Genomic DNA, 15,784 nt, shown 5'->3' with positions numbered 1-15,784 from the left:
CATTATAAATCAATGTTTTGCCATATGATGCTTAAGGTATCATCGAGCCATTTATGGTAATTGCGTGCTTCTTCGTTTGAGTTATGAACAGAGAAAATAAAACCAGGATATCCACCAAATGCTGGTGGAGGTGGTGAAAGATGATTGGTTTCAAAGAAAATGATAGTTCTGGCGGTTTGAGGATGCTGTGCAACCTTATCGAGACCTAAAAATCCAGAAAACCGTCCATGACCACGAAGAGGAATAATATAATTTGCCGCCACTTTTTCAGCTGGGAGTATATCGGGAAGGTCTAAGTTTTTTTCAGCTAAAGCGGCATTCATACATAGTTTTGCAAATGAAATCCCTGTACCTTGCTCAACAATAAAATGGGAGACACCCGATCCACCTATACGAGCGCCAATCTCAATGATATAAGGTAAATTATGAGCATCTAGGCGTAGCTCTACATGGGCAGCACCTATATTTATACCAAGAGCTTTAACTCCAGAGCATGCAGCCTCACATAAAGCAATAATTAAAGGATCATCTATATCACAGCGTTGACGATAAATTGTTTCTTCAAACCATGGTCCCTCAGGCTGTCCCTTGTCTCCAATGGCCAGAACGTGTACACCTGCTGTATCAACAAAGCATTCTACGACAAACTCTTTTCCTGGCAAATACTGTTCTACGATTAAACCTACAGGTTTACTTTTATCATTAAAACGTGCCATGTCTTTATGCTGAACATTCCATACGGCTTTAATGAGATCAGAAAGTTCAGCGGAATTTTTAGCTAACATTACGCCTGTACTTGCCCATCCAGAGACGGGTTTAATAACGACTGGATAATCCAAGGCTTGTGTTTTTGATAGGTCTTCTGGATGATCTATATAAAAGAATCCTGGTGTTCTTAAGCCTGCTTTAGCAAAAGCTTGACGCATGAGATATTTATTTCGGGTTAATGCTGCTACTTCTGGTTCAATACTTGGAGTATTGATTTTTTTTGCAGCCAAAGCTGTCCATAGGATAGCTTCTTCGCGAAGGGTCATAATCCCAGAAATATTGCGTTCTTTTGCTTCCGTTGCAAAAGTGTCTAGAGCTGCCTCTGGGTTATCAAAAACAGGAAGTTGCCAAGTTGAAGTTACTGCTGCGGGGTGTTGAGTGGGAGCGCTTTCAGCGGTATCATAGATCATTATTAATTCGATATTAGCTGCTTGTGCTGCTTCAAATATAAATGGTAATTTTGCATTGCGCTGGCAAACTAACGCGAGTTTTTTCATTTTGTTTCCTCATTAAATTTGGAGTTTTGAGAATGGCGTTTATGTTGCCATGTAGATACCTTTGATGCATCTATGAATAAGAGTGTCATCCCTATAACAACTACAATCATAGCAATTATTTTGATCATATTGAGAGAAGGGCTCGAGCCGATTATCCATTCACATGCAACCACTGCAAAAGGGGATAATACGCCGATAGTGTTGGCGTATAATACGCCTCCTTCGGCTAAAACTTTTTGGTATAATACGTAAACTGGTGCCGAGCAAACAGTTCCTAAAATCAATATTTTAAATATATCTTCTAACTTAAGATATAAGAGTGGGGCAGGATCAAAAATAAATAATGGCATAAATGATGCTGCAGAAATTGTCGTGATCCAAGCCAATGAGGTGAGCAAAGGTAAATTTTTAAGATAACGTTTAGACAATAAGCCATAAGCAGAGTAAGAAAGTGCTGCTGTTAAAGCAAGAGCTATTCCTATTAGGTTATAATATCCACCTTCTCCACTGTTTATATTAAATGCTATAGCTGCTACACTGACAATTATCACTCCGCTAAACTTCAGCCATGAGAATTTAAGGACATTTGTCAATGCACCTAATATATAAGTAATCCCTGGAATAGTAGCGAGAACCATAGTTAAATCACTGGCTTTGAGCGATTTTAATGCACCAAAGCTGCATACAAAATACAGCGAGAATCCTAACACTGAGAGAATTAAAAAAGAAGGTATCATGGAAAGCAATGGTAGGGATCTGAAAACAGCTTTCTCACGAAATATTGCAATCAGCCATAAGGTGGCAGCGGTGGCAAACAACCTAAGTCCAACCGCATGCATGACGGGTATATTGCTAACCAAATTCTTAGATAATAACCAACTTATGGAAAACAATGCTAGAATGGCAAAAGTAAATAATAGTAACCGTCCTTTTATAAAACTCAATGATTTAATCCTCTAATCACTCGCTGTGCATAAGATGATGTTGAAAAATTAAATCGTGACTTTGAGGTCTGTGGTTTTCCAAGATTATTTTGGATATAATCTTTAGCTCCTGCCAAATAAGAATCATCATCTAATGCTTCAAGTGCTTCTATATCTGCTATCATCAATATTATTACTTTTTCAAGACGCTCCAAATCAAATTGAAGATAACCTTGATTTGTTTCAATCAATGCTTTGTTCCGCATCAATATTTCAAAAAGCAAGATCCCTGTACCAGCATCGAATGTCATATGCTGATCAGAACCTTTTGGATAACGGAATATGCGTTCTAATAGGACAAATTCAGTTATTTCTTTCCAAAATTTTGGATGATTTTGTAGCATAATACGCACTGTAATTAAATCAACTTTAGTTTCTTCTAGAAGACCTGTAAACCAATTTAATTTTATATACAGATTTTTATCCAATGGCCGCGGTCCAGTATGATGTGCATAGTCATGATAATAGCCCCACAAACAGCGAGCATCGTAAATGTCTTCTTTAGATAAGTTACGACTATGCAATTGACCGAACAGGAATTTACTATCTCGACCGAGTAAACGTTCAGCTTCCACAATTGTTTGCTTGTTGTAAATATCAAAGAATTTACTGAAAAAAAACAAAGCAAATGCTTGCTTATCAATTTTTTGAGCAGCCGCTACAGATTCTGGGAATAGAACAATGCAATTGCCTTCTAAAAAACCTCTTGATGCTATTCCCATTTTTATACATTGAAATGGTGATAGATAATTATTTGTATATTTTGAGGCGTCAGCAAGATAGGCCGTTTCATGACGATATCCTGTAACTAATTCCAGCCGGAATCCTTCTGGATCAGGTCCATTTGTTGCACGCATTGGAGCCAAGAAAAACAAGGGCGCATCTGGTAATGGGGCTTTGAAAGCAGCCAAAGTGTTATCAAATTTAGGAGGGGTCGTTAAACCGCTGATCATCCACTGATGAAGATCATCAGAAGTGGTCGCTAAAAGTTTTGGAGATAATCCGTCAAGAATATTGGCATGGTGGTTCAGCAGAGTGATCAATTCATTGATCATATTATTATCTGCTGAAGTTGGTTCTTTAATGCTCCCATCTCGTTCTTGGCGCATACGGAATTTGTCAACCAAGTTAACAATGGAAAGAAGCGCTTCAGATTTTTTCATGATGAGTTGACTTTAGCGAGTGGAGCAAAAAGGCCATTGGCACTGGTCCAAAATTTTCAACAATATTCAGCCTATAGCGATTTGCTGCAACCGATGTTGTGATACAAGCATCGGCTTTTTCAGCCTTACAAAGAACTGCTGCATCAGCATTGCTGTTGGCAAATACTTTGTCATATTGATGAGCTATCAGAGCTTGCGGGGCAGGATGAGTCACTACGGTTTTAATTTCATCAATGTTATTTCGTTTAGCTAAAACCATAGAGTGAGTAGGCATGATAAAGCTGTCAAATAATTGCATATCACCTAAACGGGTAAATATGAGTGTATGCAAATCAGGGTAAGCAGCACAGCTTAAGAGATATCCATCCTTTTTCTGAGCAAGTTCATTAAATGCTTCTTAAAGAGTTGCGTATAAGATAATACGGGATCTCGAGTCAGTGGACAAAATATTTTGATTGTGATTGTCAAGCCACCACTGTGCTGCTGCTGCACAGTTAGTATCTGCAGGGCCAAGTGTATAGATAAAAGTATTATTTTCAGATTGCATGATCTCTATTCTTTATAATTATATGCCTAAATTTAAATTAGTGTGATATGATAGAGTATATCAAGCACAATGCGTTAAATAATTTAGTGCTTTATAAAATAATGTATATATGAAAGAAAATTTACAATTATAATTTTGTCTGTTCATTATTCTATCATGCCGTAAAACATCGTCGTTTAGGGGAGTAATTGAGCAGGAAAAATTCTATGCAGGGTATTTATTGGATATGTAGAGAATTATTGGAATGGTTAAGCGAAGGTGAATGACACGTAAACCGCACTGCTCTATCATTTTTTGGATGAGCAGCGTTTTTGAATCTGTTCATATTGATAATACTATTATAGGTGAATAATAAGCAAATTGGTAAGGCGTGAACATCTTTGCCATAAAACTCAATATATTTAACTTCTTAATTAAGATAATACTTTTAGAAATTGTTTTACTATTATGATTGTATTAAATATATAAAAGGCAATCATCATTGTCTTGTTTGTAAAAGAAACATGAAATATAACTCTTAAATCAGATTGAGATTGGCAAGATTTTTTTCTTCTTTGGAATCGTTAAGAAGGTCAGATTAAACCTTATTGAAGCTACAGAACCTAAAGAAACAGTCGTTTTTTTGAAAAGATCAGAGGTAAACAAATATGCGTGAGATTTTGGATCATTTTGATATGCCATTGAATAAGAAGAGTTCTGTTCAAAAGATTCAAAATCTTTCATGTCAATCACACCCAAAACGGTTTTATAAGCAAGTGAAGATCGCTTGTGAGGAGGCCGGCTTTACGATTTTGTTGGATGAACGTCCCGTAAAAACGCCCGCAAGGCGTCATTTTCATGTGCCAACAGAAGTGTTTGCTGAATATGTTGCTCAGGAATTTGAGAACCAAAAGCACGTTGTTGATCCTGCAAAAATGCCGATGACGCGTTTGGTTAATACTGTTATTGATGGTATCGCTGATGATATGCAGGCGGTTTTTGAAGATTTATTGCGTTTCGTTGCATGTGATATGATCTTTTATCGTGCACAAACACCTAAAGAGTTGGTGCAAAAACAATCTGAGCAATGGGATCCTTTATTAGATTGGGCAGAAAAAAAACTGGGTGCAAGGTTTTATTTGACAGAAGGGCTGATGCATGTGGAACAATCACCAGAAGCACTTCAAGCTGTGAGTCATTATTTACGTAGCGTTGAGTCTGCTTATATGCTTGCTGCACTTCATATGATGACAACCTTAACGGGATCTGCTCTCATTGCTCTTGCTGTTGCTGCGGGAAACATTGATGCTGATCATGCTTGGTCTATTGCCCATTTAGATGAAGATTGGATGATGGAACAATGGGGAATAGATAAAGAAACAATGGTATGTCGTGCTCATAAAAAAGTTGAATTTAAGGCTGCTGCTACAATTGTTAAAACTTGTTTATAGGGGTAAATCTTTTATTTACGTGCATTCTTTCGGCTCAGAGTGTTTTTGTGACTTTTTGAGGATTGGTTTTTACTTTATCAAGTCCAGGAAATAGTTCATTGGTTATGGTTAAGAGCGCTTCGTCATTACCACGGATAAAATACCATTGGTTATCGTGAAGTAGGGCAATAATTTCAGTTTGAATCGAGCATTTTTTTCCAGCATTTGTTGTGGTTACAAGCTCCACGGGTATAACAAAATAAGGGGTACCATTATCAAGGGTACCTTCACGTTTTTGTTTTTGATCAATGTTGATCGTTTCAATCTTGTAACTTTCTGCCAACCGTTCTATTTGGCTTTTCATGATTTGTCGAAATTGTGATTGACTAAGATTTTTTTTAGCGGTTAAGCGGTTGATGATTTGGGGAGGAATAGCATTTAAGATTGCATTTGCATCGGCATTTTTAAGTGCTTTACTATAAGCGGATGTCGCTTTTTCAAGAGTTGTAAGTTTTTGGTTGGTTATTGTATGTGCTTGAGTTGTTGATGTGATAAAGACAATGCATAAAAGAACGGGAACGAGAAAACAAATTCGCGGCATTAGAAACCTTTGTTAATTCATTTGAAGAGATTCAACGCATTATAAAGGAAAAGCGGATGAGCAAAAAGCCTCTTGCGCTTTTGCATGAGAAGAATATCCACAAAAATGGAGGCTTTTGCCTCCATTTTCAGAATCAAAAGAATGCGTATTGATTGTTTAAACAGAATAGTACATATCAAATTCAACAGGATGAGGTGTTGTTTCGTAGCGCAAGACTTCTTGCATCTTTACTTGAATGAAGGAATTAATCTGATCATCATCAAAAACGTCGCCAGCTTTAAGAAAGCCACGATCTTTGTCAAGTGCTTCAAGTGCTTCACGCAGACTTCCTGAAACGGTAGGGATTTCTTTGAGTTCTTTTAAGGGAAGATCATAAAGATCTTTATCCATAGCATGTCCGGGATGAATTTTGTTTTTGATGCCATCAAGACCAGCCATTAAAAGGGCTGCAAATGCCAAATAGGGATTTGCTGTTGGGTCTGGAAAACGAACTTCTACGCGTTTTGAATTTGGTGAGGAGCTCATTGGAATACGGCAAGATGCAGAACGATTACGTGCTGAATAGGCAAGAAGAACAGGAGCTTCATAACCAGGAACCAAACGTTTATAGGAGTTTGTGGATGGGTTTGTAAAAGCATTGATTGCTTTTGCGTGCTTAATAACACCACCGATAAAAAACAGACAGGTTTCTGATAGTCCGGCATATTCATTTCCTGCAAAAATGGGTTTGCCATCTTTCCAAATGGAAATGTGGACATGCATTCCAGAGCCGTTATCACCAAAAACTGGTTTTGGCATGAAGGTTGCTGTTTTTCCATAACTATTTGCTATTTGATGTACAACATATTTAAAAATTTGCATCTTGTCAGCCTCGCGAACGAGTGTATCAAAACGAATACCCAATTCATGTTGGCCTGCTGCTACTTCGTGATGGTGTTTTTCGACCTGTACGCCCATATCCTTGAGTGCTGTGAGCATTTCAGAACGCATATCTTGGCAGGAATCAATCGGCGGAACAGGAAGGTAGCCTCCCTTTATTCGTGGGCGATGCCCTAGATTTCCTGTTTCATATTCCGTATCATCATTGGAGGGAAGTTCACTTGAATCGAGTTTAAACCCTGTGTTGTAAGGGTCCGTTTTATAGCGCACATCATCAAAGATAAAAAACTCTGCTTCTGGACCTACATTGATTGTATCTCCAATGCCTAAAGATTTCATATAAACCTCAGCCCTTTTGGCGATAGAACGAGGATCTCTACGATAAAACTCACCAGAGACAGGATCAAGTACATCACAAAATATGACCAAAGTAGATTGAGCAAAAAAAGGATCAATATGTGCTGTTTCTGGATCTGGCATTAAAACCATGTCAGATTCATTAATTGTTTTCCAACCAGCAATTGAAGAACCATCAAACATGACACCATCACTAAAAGTATCCTCGCTGATCTCTGCGATATCCATTGTAATGTGATGCAATTTTCCTCGTGGATCAGTAAAACGTAAATCAACAAAACGGATTTCGTTGTCTGTAATCTGTTTGATAATATCTGATGCGGTTGTCATATTCAATTTCCTTAATGTGGCGTTGAGGTGGATAAAAAAGTGAATTTTCTCGTTATTTATTAAAGGGCATCGATACCGGTTTCGTCCGTGCCTATACGAATTGCATCATCAATGGAAAAGACAAATATTTTTCCATCTCCTATATGTTTGGTTTGAGCTGCTTTACGTATTGCATCAACAGTTTGTTCCAGTTTTTCATCGGACACAACAATTTCAATCTTTACTTTAGGTAGAAAGTCAACAACATATTTCGTACCACGATAAAGTTCTGTATGTTCCCTTTGACGACCAAAACCTTTCGCTTCTGTTACTGTAATACCATGTAACCCAATTTTTTGAAGCGCTTCTTTCACTTCATCAAGTTTGAAAGGTTTTATAATGGCTTCAATTTTTTTCATGCTGAAATTATCTCCAACGTTATTTTGTCTTTTTAGACTGCATCACATTATATTGACAACTGTAAGATGTCCAACAGATACTTTGTGCACAAAAAGTCGAAAATAATGACAATCTAGCTCTTTTAGGGGAGTTTCTTTTGTAGAATACAGCCAAATACTGTTTTTTGGGAAAAAACCTTACAATTTTTTTACAAAAATTAAAATAATATAATAAAAAAGTTTTGTTTCTTTTTTTAGATAACACATTGACTTATAAGGATAATTAGACGTTTTCTACATTAAATGAGAAACTCTAATAGCGTAGGATTTTCTCATTTAGATCTTTTTGTCGTCAATCAATCAAAACAATACCTTTATATATCATAAATAGTACGAGTGTGTGGGTAACAACATTTGAAAAAAAAATAAAATGCTTTTTATGAAAGCTTTCGATAACTAAAGGCTTTACAATATTAGGGAGTAGGGGAGATAAATATTGGAAAAGAGTGTGATGCTGCTGATTATGCTTCTTCATAAACGTAAAAATGGTGGTGTACAATAAATGAGTTTATCATTATAGCATTCATAGCTGCTGTTGTGAAATGGGCTTGGGAGCATTGAGAAATGTTTCTTTAAAACAGATGTGGGAATTGGCAACGCAAATATATTCCGTTTGGGGCGTTTTATCCCTTCGTGAGGAATATGATCCCATTAAGGAATGCGATAAACAAAAGCGTGAAGCAATGGCAATCTTCATTATAAGATATTGCTGTGGATGCCTTTGAAAATCATAATAAATTAAAAGGAAATAGAAAGATAGGAACTTATTTATACCCTTAAAACTTCGTATTCTTCCCAGTTTAGGCTGTCTGGTCGTTTTAGGTATAAACAAAACAGAGAATAAATACGCAATTATGTGCGCGTTCCTATTTGGCAATACGACAACTAAAACAGCTTATAAAGCGCTAAATTGTTTTTAGTCTTTGCTTCAAACATGTTGCACCACTGGAATTTTAGGTGTTGGTTTACAGGTAATAATAAAAGTACAGGCTTTGTTAGTATGCTGTATTTTACAATAAAAAGCGTTTTTAAGAATTGGAATTATAGAGAGATGAGCGTAGTAAAACATCTTTTAGAAATTTTCCCGTATAGGAAGCTGGAACCTTAATGATGTCTTCAGGGCGTCCAATTGCAACAATTTCACCACCGCGATCTCCACCTTCTGGTCCTAAATCAATAATCCAATCGGCTGTCTTTATAACATCAAGGTTATGTTCAATGACTATAACTGTGTTGCCCTGCTCGACTAGTTCGTGAAGCACTTCAAGAAGTTTGGAAATATCATGAAAATGTAAACCTGTTGTCGGTTCATCCAAAATATAGAGTGTACGTCCCGTTGTTTTACGTGAAAGTTCTTTCGCAAGTTTTACACGTTGTGCTTCCCCACCAGAAAGTGTGGTTGCTTGCTGTCCTACTTTTATGTAACCCAATCCTACTTTAATGAGAGTTTCCATTTTATTATGAATAGCGGGAATAGCTTGGAAAAATTCCTCTGCCTTTTCAATTGTCATATCCAAAATATCGGCTATAGACTGTCCTTTGAATTTTATTTCTAGTGTTTCTCGGTTATAGCGTTTTCCTTTACAGACATCGCAAGTAACATAGACATCAGGTAAAAAGTGCATTTCAATTTTGATGACTCCATCACCTTGACATGCTTCGCACCGTCCTCCTTTAACATTAAATGAAAAACGCCCAGCTTTGTAACCGCGGGCTTTTGATTCTGGAAGATCGGCAAACCACTCACGAATCGGTGTAAAAGCACCTGTATAGGTTGCGGGATTAGAGCGTGGGGTGCGTCCAATAGGAGACTGGTTGATATCGATGACTTTATCAAGAAATTCTAATCCTTCAATTTTGTCATAGCTGGCAGGGCTGTGATGAGAGCCCATGATATGATGTGATGCTGCTTTGAAAAGCGTTTCAATAAGAAATGTTGATTTTCCTCCTCCAGAAACACCAGTTATGCATGTGAAGGTTCCAAGAGGAATATTCGCATTGATATTTTTGAGGTTATTGCCTTTGGCGCCGATGATTTTAAGTGTTTTCGTTTTTGATATTTTGCGTCGCTCTGTCGGCATTTTAACAGCCATTTTTCCTGAAAGGTATTGGCCTGTGAGAGAGGCTGAATTTTCTATAATTTCCTGCGGTGTTCCTTGCGCTATGATTTCTCCACCATGAACGCCTGCGGCAGGCCCCATATCGACAACATAGTCTGCTGTGAGAATAGCATCTTCATCATGTTCAACAACAATAACTGTATTGCCAAGATTACGCAAATGGCGCAGCATTTCCAACAGCCGTTCATTATCGCGTTGGTGTAAACCGATAGATGGTTCATCTAAAATATAAAGAACGCCTGTAAGACCAGAACCAATTTGGGATGCCAACCGAATACGTTGGCTTTCTCCCCCTGAAAGCGTTCCTGAATTTCGAGACAAGGTAAGATATTCCAATCCTACATGATTTAAAAAAGCCAAGCGTTCACGAATTTCTTTTAAAATACGTACGGCGATATTACGTTGTTTTTTTGTGAGATATTGATGAACATTGGCAAACCAATCATCTGCCTTTAGAATAGAAAGATCTGATATTTGCCCAATATGCATTCCGTTTATTTTTACAGCAAGTGCCTCTGGTTTTAAACGATAACCGTGACAAGCTGGGCAGGGCGAAGAAGACATATAACGTTCGATTTCTTCTCGAGACCAAGCAGAATCGGTTTCTTTCCAGCGTCTCTCCATATTAGGGATGATTCCTTCAAAGGGTTGGGTCGTTTTATGCGAACCAGAATGATTTTTATAAATAAAAGAAATTTCATCTCTTTTTGAACCGTAGAGAATAGCTTGTTGTGCTTCATTAGAGAGTTCACACCATTGATCTGTGAGTTTGAAACCGTAAGCTTTTCCTAATGATTCTAAGGTTTGTTTATAGTAAAGTGAATCTGATTTAGCCCAAGGGGCAATGGCGCCATTCTTGAGGGTAAGATTTTTATTGGGCACAATTTTCAGTGGATCTATTGCTTTTTTGATGCCCAGTCCATCGCAGAGAGGACAGGCGCCAAAAGGATTATTGAACGAAAAAAGGCGTGGTTCAATTTCAGGGATAGAGAAACCCGATACAGGGCAGGAAAATTTTTCTGAAAAAATGATCCGTTTGTGTGTATCATTTTTTGATTTATGAGCAGATTCCTTTGTCGTTTCTTTTTGTGTCAAGGGTTGGTCTGCCATTTCAGCAATGGCAAGCCCATTTGCTAGCTGTAAACAGGTTTCTATACTATCAGCCAAGCGAGAGGTGATATCCTTCTGTACAACAATGCGGTCTACCACGACATCGATGTCGTGTTTATATTTTTTATCAAGAGGTGGAATATCAGCGATTTCATAGAATTTTCCATCAACTTTAGCGCGTTGAAATCCTCTTTTTAAAAGTTCTGTTAGCTCTTTTTTATATTCTCCCTTTCGTCCTCGCACTAAGGGTGCCATAATAAAAATTCGTGTTCCTTCTGGTAAGGACATAATTTGATCCACCATTTGACTTACTGTCTGGCTTTCAATAGGAAGTCCTGTTGCAGGAGAATGAGGAATACCAATACGTGCAAAGAGAAGACGCATGTAATCGTGGATTTCAGTAACGGTACCTACCGTTGAACGAGGGTTGCGACTGGTTGTTTTTTGTTCAATGGAGATAGCTGGAGAGAGACCGTCTATGCGGTCGACATCGGGTTTTTGCATGACTTCCAAAAATTGGCGTGCATAGGCTGAAAGGCTTTCGACATAGCGACGTTGTCCTTCAGCGTAAATTGTATCAAACGCTAAAGATGATTTCCCTGATCCAGAAAGTCCTGTTATAACAATGAGTTTGTCACGAGGCAGATCAAGATCAATATTTTTAAGGTTATGTTCACGTGCACCGCGAATGGAGATATATTTTTGATGAGTCATACTTTATCCTTGGCATATGTGGCAAAAATTGAGCACCTAAAATGGAATAAAACTGTTTTTTTAGAATTACAATGTGTTTAACTGCTTTAATGCAAAAGGAAGGTATAAGTTTTGTGAAAAAAATACAAATGAGCAGCTTTTTATTCTCTCGTGGTGGAATAAACTATGTGTTTTTATCATCTTTTGGTATAATTACACTCAATACAGTATTGAGAAAGGATAGCATACCCATATTGATGGTCAATTGCGACATGTAAATTGAAGGTCAAGATGGTTATAACTGTTATAGAACAGAGTACTTTACGAATTAAAATTTTGGAGTTTATACGATGGCTGGTAGCCTTAATAAAGTTATTTTGATTGGTAATCTTGGTGCCGATCCTGAAATCCGCCGTTTGAATTCTGGTGATCAAGTGGCAAATCTGCGTATTGCTACTTCAGAAAGTTGGCGCGATCGGAATACAAATGAGCGAAAAGAACGCACTGAGTGGCATAGTATTGTTATTTTTAATGAAAACCTTGTCAAAGTTGCAGAGCAATATTTAAAAAAAGGCAGCAAAATTTATATTGAGGGGCAGTTACAGACACGAAAATGGCAAGATCAAAATGGAAATGACCGTTATACAACAGAGATTGTTTTGCAAAAGTACCGTGGCGAATTACAAATGCTTGATGGGCGGGGAGCTGCGAGCGGGGAGCAAGGAGCAAGTCAAGGAGGGAGTTATAGTGGTGGCTTTGCCGATAGTCACTCAAATCAGAGAAACACTTTTGGTCAAAATAATAATCAATTGGGAGAAAGTTTTTCACACAAATTAGATGATGATGTCCCTTTTTAAGAGTCTTTAAATTGCAGTATTATGATCATTTTATGGTTTGCTTGTTTCAGATTTTTGAAGTTTAGCGAAGTGAAAATTGTTAATTATTATTGGTAATTTAAAATATAAATTAATAACATCTTGAAAAATATTGTTAAATTTCTTTTTTGTCATGGGAGAGAAATTAGCATTTTGGTGTATTTTTCGCTATAAATAAAGTGAAATGATTCTTTTTTGAAAGTTTTGAAATTGTGACCGATCTTACTCCACACCCAGAACGTGATGTGCTAACCGGTATTGAACCAATCAGTATTATTGATGAAATGCAACGCTCCTATCTCGATTATGCGATGAGCGTGATTGTTTCACGTGCACTCCCTGATGTCCGTGATGGTCTTAAGCCTGTTCATCGACGTATCCTTCATGCTATGAATGAGATGGGGCTTTCTTTCAATAAGTCGTATCGTAAATCTGCTGGTGTTGTTGGTGAGGTTATGGGGAAATTTCATCCCCATGGTGATGCTTCAATTTACGATGCATTAGTGCGTATGGCGCAGGACTTTTCTTTAAGAAATCCATTAATTGATGGTCAGGGAAATTTTGGTTCCGTTGATGGTGATCCACCCGCGGCTATGCGTTATACTGAGTGTCGTTTAGAAAAAGTTTCAGAAGAACTTTTAGCTGATATTGATAAAGATACTGTTGATTTTCAGGATAATTACGATGGGCGTGAGCGTGAACCGGTTGTCTTACCAGCGCGTTTTCCCAATCTTTTGGTTAATGGATCAGGGGGGATTGCTGTGGGAATGGCAACCAATATTCCTCCCCATAATCTTGGTGAAGTCGTTGATGGTTGTATCGCTTTGATTGATAATCCCGATATCACACTCGATAAAATAATTGAAATTATTCCTGGTCCGGATTTTCCTACAGGGGGTATTATCCTTGGCCACTCTGGTGTTCGTGCAGCTTATGAAACAGGGCGTGGCTCAATCATTATGCGTGCTAAAGTTGAGATCGAAGAAATTCGCAGTGGTCGACAAGCAATTATTGTGAGTGAGATCCCTTATCAAGTTAATAAGGCAACAATGATTGAGAAAATGGCTGAATTGGTGCGCGATAAACGCATTGAGGGAATCTCTGATTTGCGTGACGAATCTGATCGTGATGGATATCGGGTTGTTATTGAGCTGAAGAAAGATGTTGTTGCGGAAGTTGTTTTAAACCAATTATATCGGTATACGCCGCTACAAACTTCCTTTGGTTGTAATATGGTTGCTTTGAATGGGGGAAAACCCGAACAGATGACGTTGCTTGATATGCTTCGTGCATTTGTTTCTTTTCGGGAAGAAGTTGTCAGTCGGCGAACAAAATATCTTTTGCGTAAAGCGCGTGAGCGAGCACATGTTTTGGTTGGCCTTGCCCTTGCTGTTGCCAATATTGATGAAATTATAGCGCTTATTCGCAAAGCTCCTGATCCGCAGACAGCACGTGCACAGTTAATGGAGCGACGCTGGCCAGCGATGGATGTCGCGCCTTTGATTAAACTTATTGATGATCCTCGTCATATTATTCATGAGGATGGTACTTATAACCTCTCTGAAGAACAGGCGCGTGCTATTTTAGAATTGCGTTTGCAACGATTGACAGCCCTTGGGCGTGATGAAATCGCTGATGAATTGAATAAAATTGGCGTGGATATCGCTGACTATCTTGAGATCTTGGCATCACGCGTACGCATTATGTCTATTGTTAAGGATGAGTTGAGTGCTCTTCGTGAGGAATTTGCAACGCCGCGACGTACCGTATTTGGTTTTGGTAGCGCTGAGATGGAGAGTGAAGATCTGATCGCACCAGAGGATATGGTGGTAACGGTAAGCCATAGTGGCTATATTAAGCGTGTGCCTCTTAATACCTATCGTGCACAGCGACGTGGTGGTAAGGGGCGTTCTGGTATGTCCACGAAGGATGAGGATTTTGTAACGCGGTTGTTTGTTGCCAATACGCATACTCCGGTTCTTTTCTTTTCATCACGTGGGATTGTTTATAAGGAAAAAGTTTGGCGACTGCCGCTGGGGACACCCCAATCGCGTGGGCGGGCTTTGATCAATATGCTTCCTTTACAACAAGGTGAGCGTATTACAACGATTATGCCTTTGCCTGAAGATGAAGCGAGCTGGAGTGCATTAGATATTATGTTTGCGACAACACGTGGAACTGTGCGTCGCAATAAATTATCAGATTTCGTTCAGGTTAATCGTAATGGTAAAATTGCAATGAAACTTGATGAAGAAGATGAAATTCTTTCTGTTGAAACCTGTACAGAACATGATGATGTTGTTCTAACAACAGCCAATGGACAATGTATCCGTTTTCCAGTTGTTGATGTTCGGGTCTTTGCTGGGCGTAATTCTGTGGGAGTTCGTGGTATCAATTTAGCTAAAGGCGATAAAGTCATTTCGATGACAATTTTAGAGCATGTCGAGGCGACGTCCATTGAGCGTTCTGCTTATATTAAACGTGTCATGAATGAACGGCGTGCTTCTGGTGCAGATGCTGATGTTGAAGATGTTATAACTTTTGATGAAGAAGATGGGGGTGCTGAAACAGAGTTAACAGATGAACGTTATGCAGAACTTCATGCACGTGAACAAATGCTTTTGACAGTGAGTGAGTTTGGTTATGGTAAACGTTCTTCTTCCTATGAGTTCCGGATTTCGGGACGTGGCGGAAAGGGGATTCGCGCAACAGATCCATCTAAAACAGCTGAAATTGGTAAATTAGTAGCGGCTTTTCCGGTGAAGGCGCAAGATCAAATTATGTTGGTATCAGATGGGGGGCAGCTTATTCGTGTCCCTGTTGAGGGAATTCGTACTGCTGGGCGCTCAACTAAGGGAGTCACAATTTTTAATACAGCCAAAGGTGAAAGAGTCGTATCGGTTGAACGTATTTCTGAACCTGAAGATGATACGAGTTCATTAGATGATGAAGGTGAGAAGCATTCTGATACAGTTGATATGAGCGAAGAAAAATAATTTTTAAGAGGAAGGAGTA

Annotated in this window: 11 protein-coding genes; 3 read left to right on the top strand and 8 right to left on the bottom strand. The window is 38.5% G+C overall.

All coding sequences use genetic code 11. The annotated features are described in order from the left end of the window. Positions 1–2 precede the first annotated feature (2 nt). The 4 genes from ACFINI_RS03500 to ACFINI_RS03485 are packed head-to-tail and all read right to left on the bottom strand — an operon-like array spanning position 3 to position 3,709. Entirely contained in the window at positions 3–1,265 is a 1,263-nt protein-coding gene (locus tag ACFINI_RS03500) for an acetyl-CoA carboxylase biotin carboxylase subunit family protein (RefSeq protein WP_375645873.1), read from the bottom strand. Beyond that, positions 1,262–2,209, bottom strand: coding sequence for a DMT family transporter (locus ACFINI_RS03495; protein WP_375645869.1), 948 nt, complete (start codon positions 2,207–2,209; stop codon positions 1,262–1,264). Before ACFINI_RS03495 ends, ACFINI_RS03500 begins: the two co-directional genes overlap by 4 nt. Beyond that, the gene (locus ACFINI_RS03490) at positions 2,206–3,411 is read right to left on the bottom strand and encodes a DUF6421 family protein (RefSeq protein WP_375645864.1); all 1,206 of its coding nucleotides are present in this window, start codon (positions 3,409–3,411) and stop codon (positions 2,206–2,208) included. Before ACFINI_RS03490 ends, ACFINI_RS03495 begins: the two co-directional genes overlap by 4 nt. After that, positions 3,398–3,709, bottom strand: a complete 312-nt coding sequence (locus ACFINI_RS03485; protein WP_375645860.1) for a prephenate dehydratase domain-containing protein — start codon at positions 3,707–3,709, stop codon at positions 3,398–3,400. Before ACFINI_RS03485 ends, ACFINI_RS03490 begins: the two co-directional genes overlap by 14 nt. 896 nt (positions 3,710–4,605) lie before the next feature. Here ACFINI_RS03485 and ACFINI_RS03480 point away from each other — a divergent pair. Continuing rightward, positions 4,606–5,388 carry an ATP12 family chaperone protein gene (locus tag ACFINI_RS03480; protein WP_375645855.1) on the top strand — a complete coding sequence of 261 codons (783 nt, stop codon included), beginning with the start codon at positions 4,606–4,608 and terminating at the stop codon, positions 5,386–5,388. 34 nt (positions 5,389–5,422) lie between these two features. Here ACFINI_RS03480 and ACFINI_RS03475 read toward each other — a convergent pair whose 3' ends face one another. The 4 genes from ACFINI_RS03475 to uvrA all read right to left on the bottom strand — a co-directional run bounded on the left by ACFINI_RS03475 (position 5,423) and on the right by uvrA (position 11,915). Then, positions 5,423–5,968 (bottom strand): hypothetical protein, encoded by a 546-nt coding sequence (locus tag ACFINI_RS03475; RefSeq protein ID WP_375645851.1) that lies wholly within the window; start codon positions 5,966–5,968, stop codon positions 5,423–5,425. Between the two features lie 156 nt (positions 5,969–6,124). Continuing rightward, positions 6,125–7,534: a type I glutamate--ammonia ligase gene (gene glnA / locus ACFINI_RS03470; RefSeq protein ID WP_273791493.1), complete on the bottom strand. Its 1,410-nt coding sequence runs from the start codon at positions 7,532–7,534 to the stop codon at positions 6,125–6,127. A gap of 59 nt (positions 7,535–7,593) precedes the next feature. Beyond that, the gene (locus ACFINI_RS03465; RefSeq protein ID WP_015856528.1) at positions 7,594–7,932 is read right to left on the bottom strand and encodes a P-II family nitrogen regulator; all 339 of its coding nucleotides are present in this window, start codon (positions 7,930–7,932) and stop codon (positions 7,594–7,596) included. Positions 7,933–8,999: 1,067 nt separating this feature from the next. Beyond that, the gene (gene uvrA / locus ACFINI_RS03460; RefSeq protein WP_375645842.1) at positions 9,000–11,915 is read right to left on the bottom strand and encodes an excinuclease ABC subunit UvrA; all 2,916 of its coding nucleotides are present in this window, start codon (positions 11,913–11,915) and stop codon (positions 9,000–9,002) included. A 329-nt stretch (positions 11,916–12,244) separates the two neighbouring features. Here uvrA and ssb point away from each other — a divergent pair, with 329 nt between their 5' ends. Together ssb and gyrA are read left to right on the top strand one after the other, a co-directional pair. Beyond that, complete coding sequence (gene ssb, locus ACFINI_RS03455; RefSeq protein ID WP_273791491.1) at positions 12,245–12,751, top strand: single-stranded DNA-binding protein; 507 nt, start codon at positions 12,245–12,247, stop codon at positions 12,749–12,751. 230 nt (positions 12,752–12,981) lie between these two features. Then, entirely contained in the window at positions 12,982–15,765 is a 2,784-nt protein-coding gene (gene gyrA / locus ACFINI_RS03450; protein ID WP_375645835.1) for a DNA gyrase subunit A, read from the top strand. Positions 15,766–15,784: the final 19 nt, after the last annotated feature.

Origin of the sequence: Bartonella sp. AA56HLJMS (assembly GCF_042197145.1) — a bacterium.
GTDB lineage: Bacteria > Pseudomonadota > Alphaproteobacteria > Rhizobiales > Rhizobiaceae > Bartonella.
The sequence above is the reverse complement of the archived record's forward strand: the minus strand, read 5'-3'. Positions and strand labels throughout refer to the sequence as shown.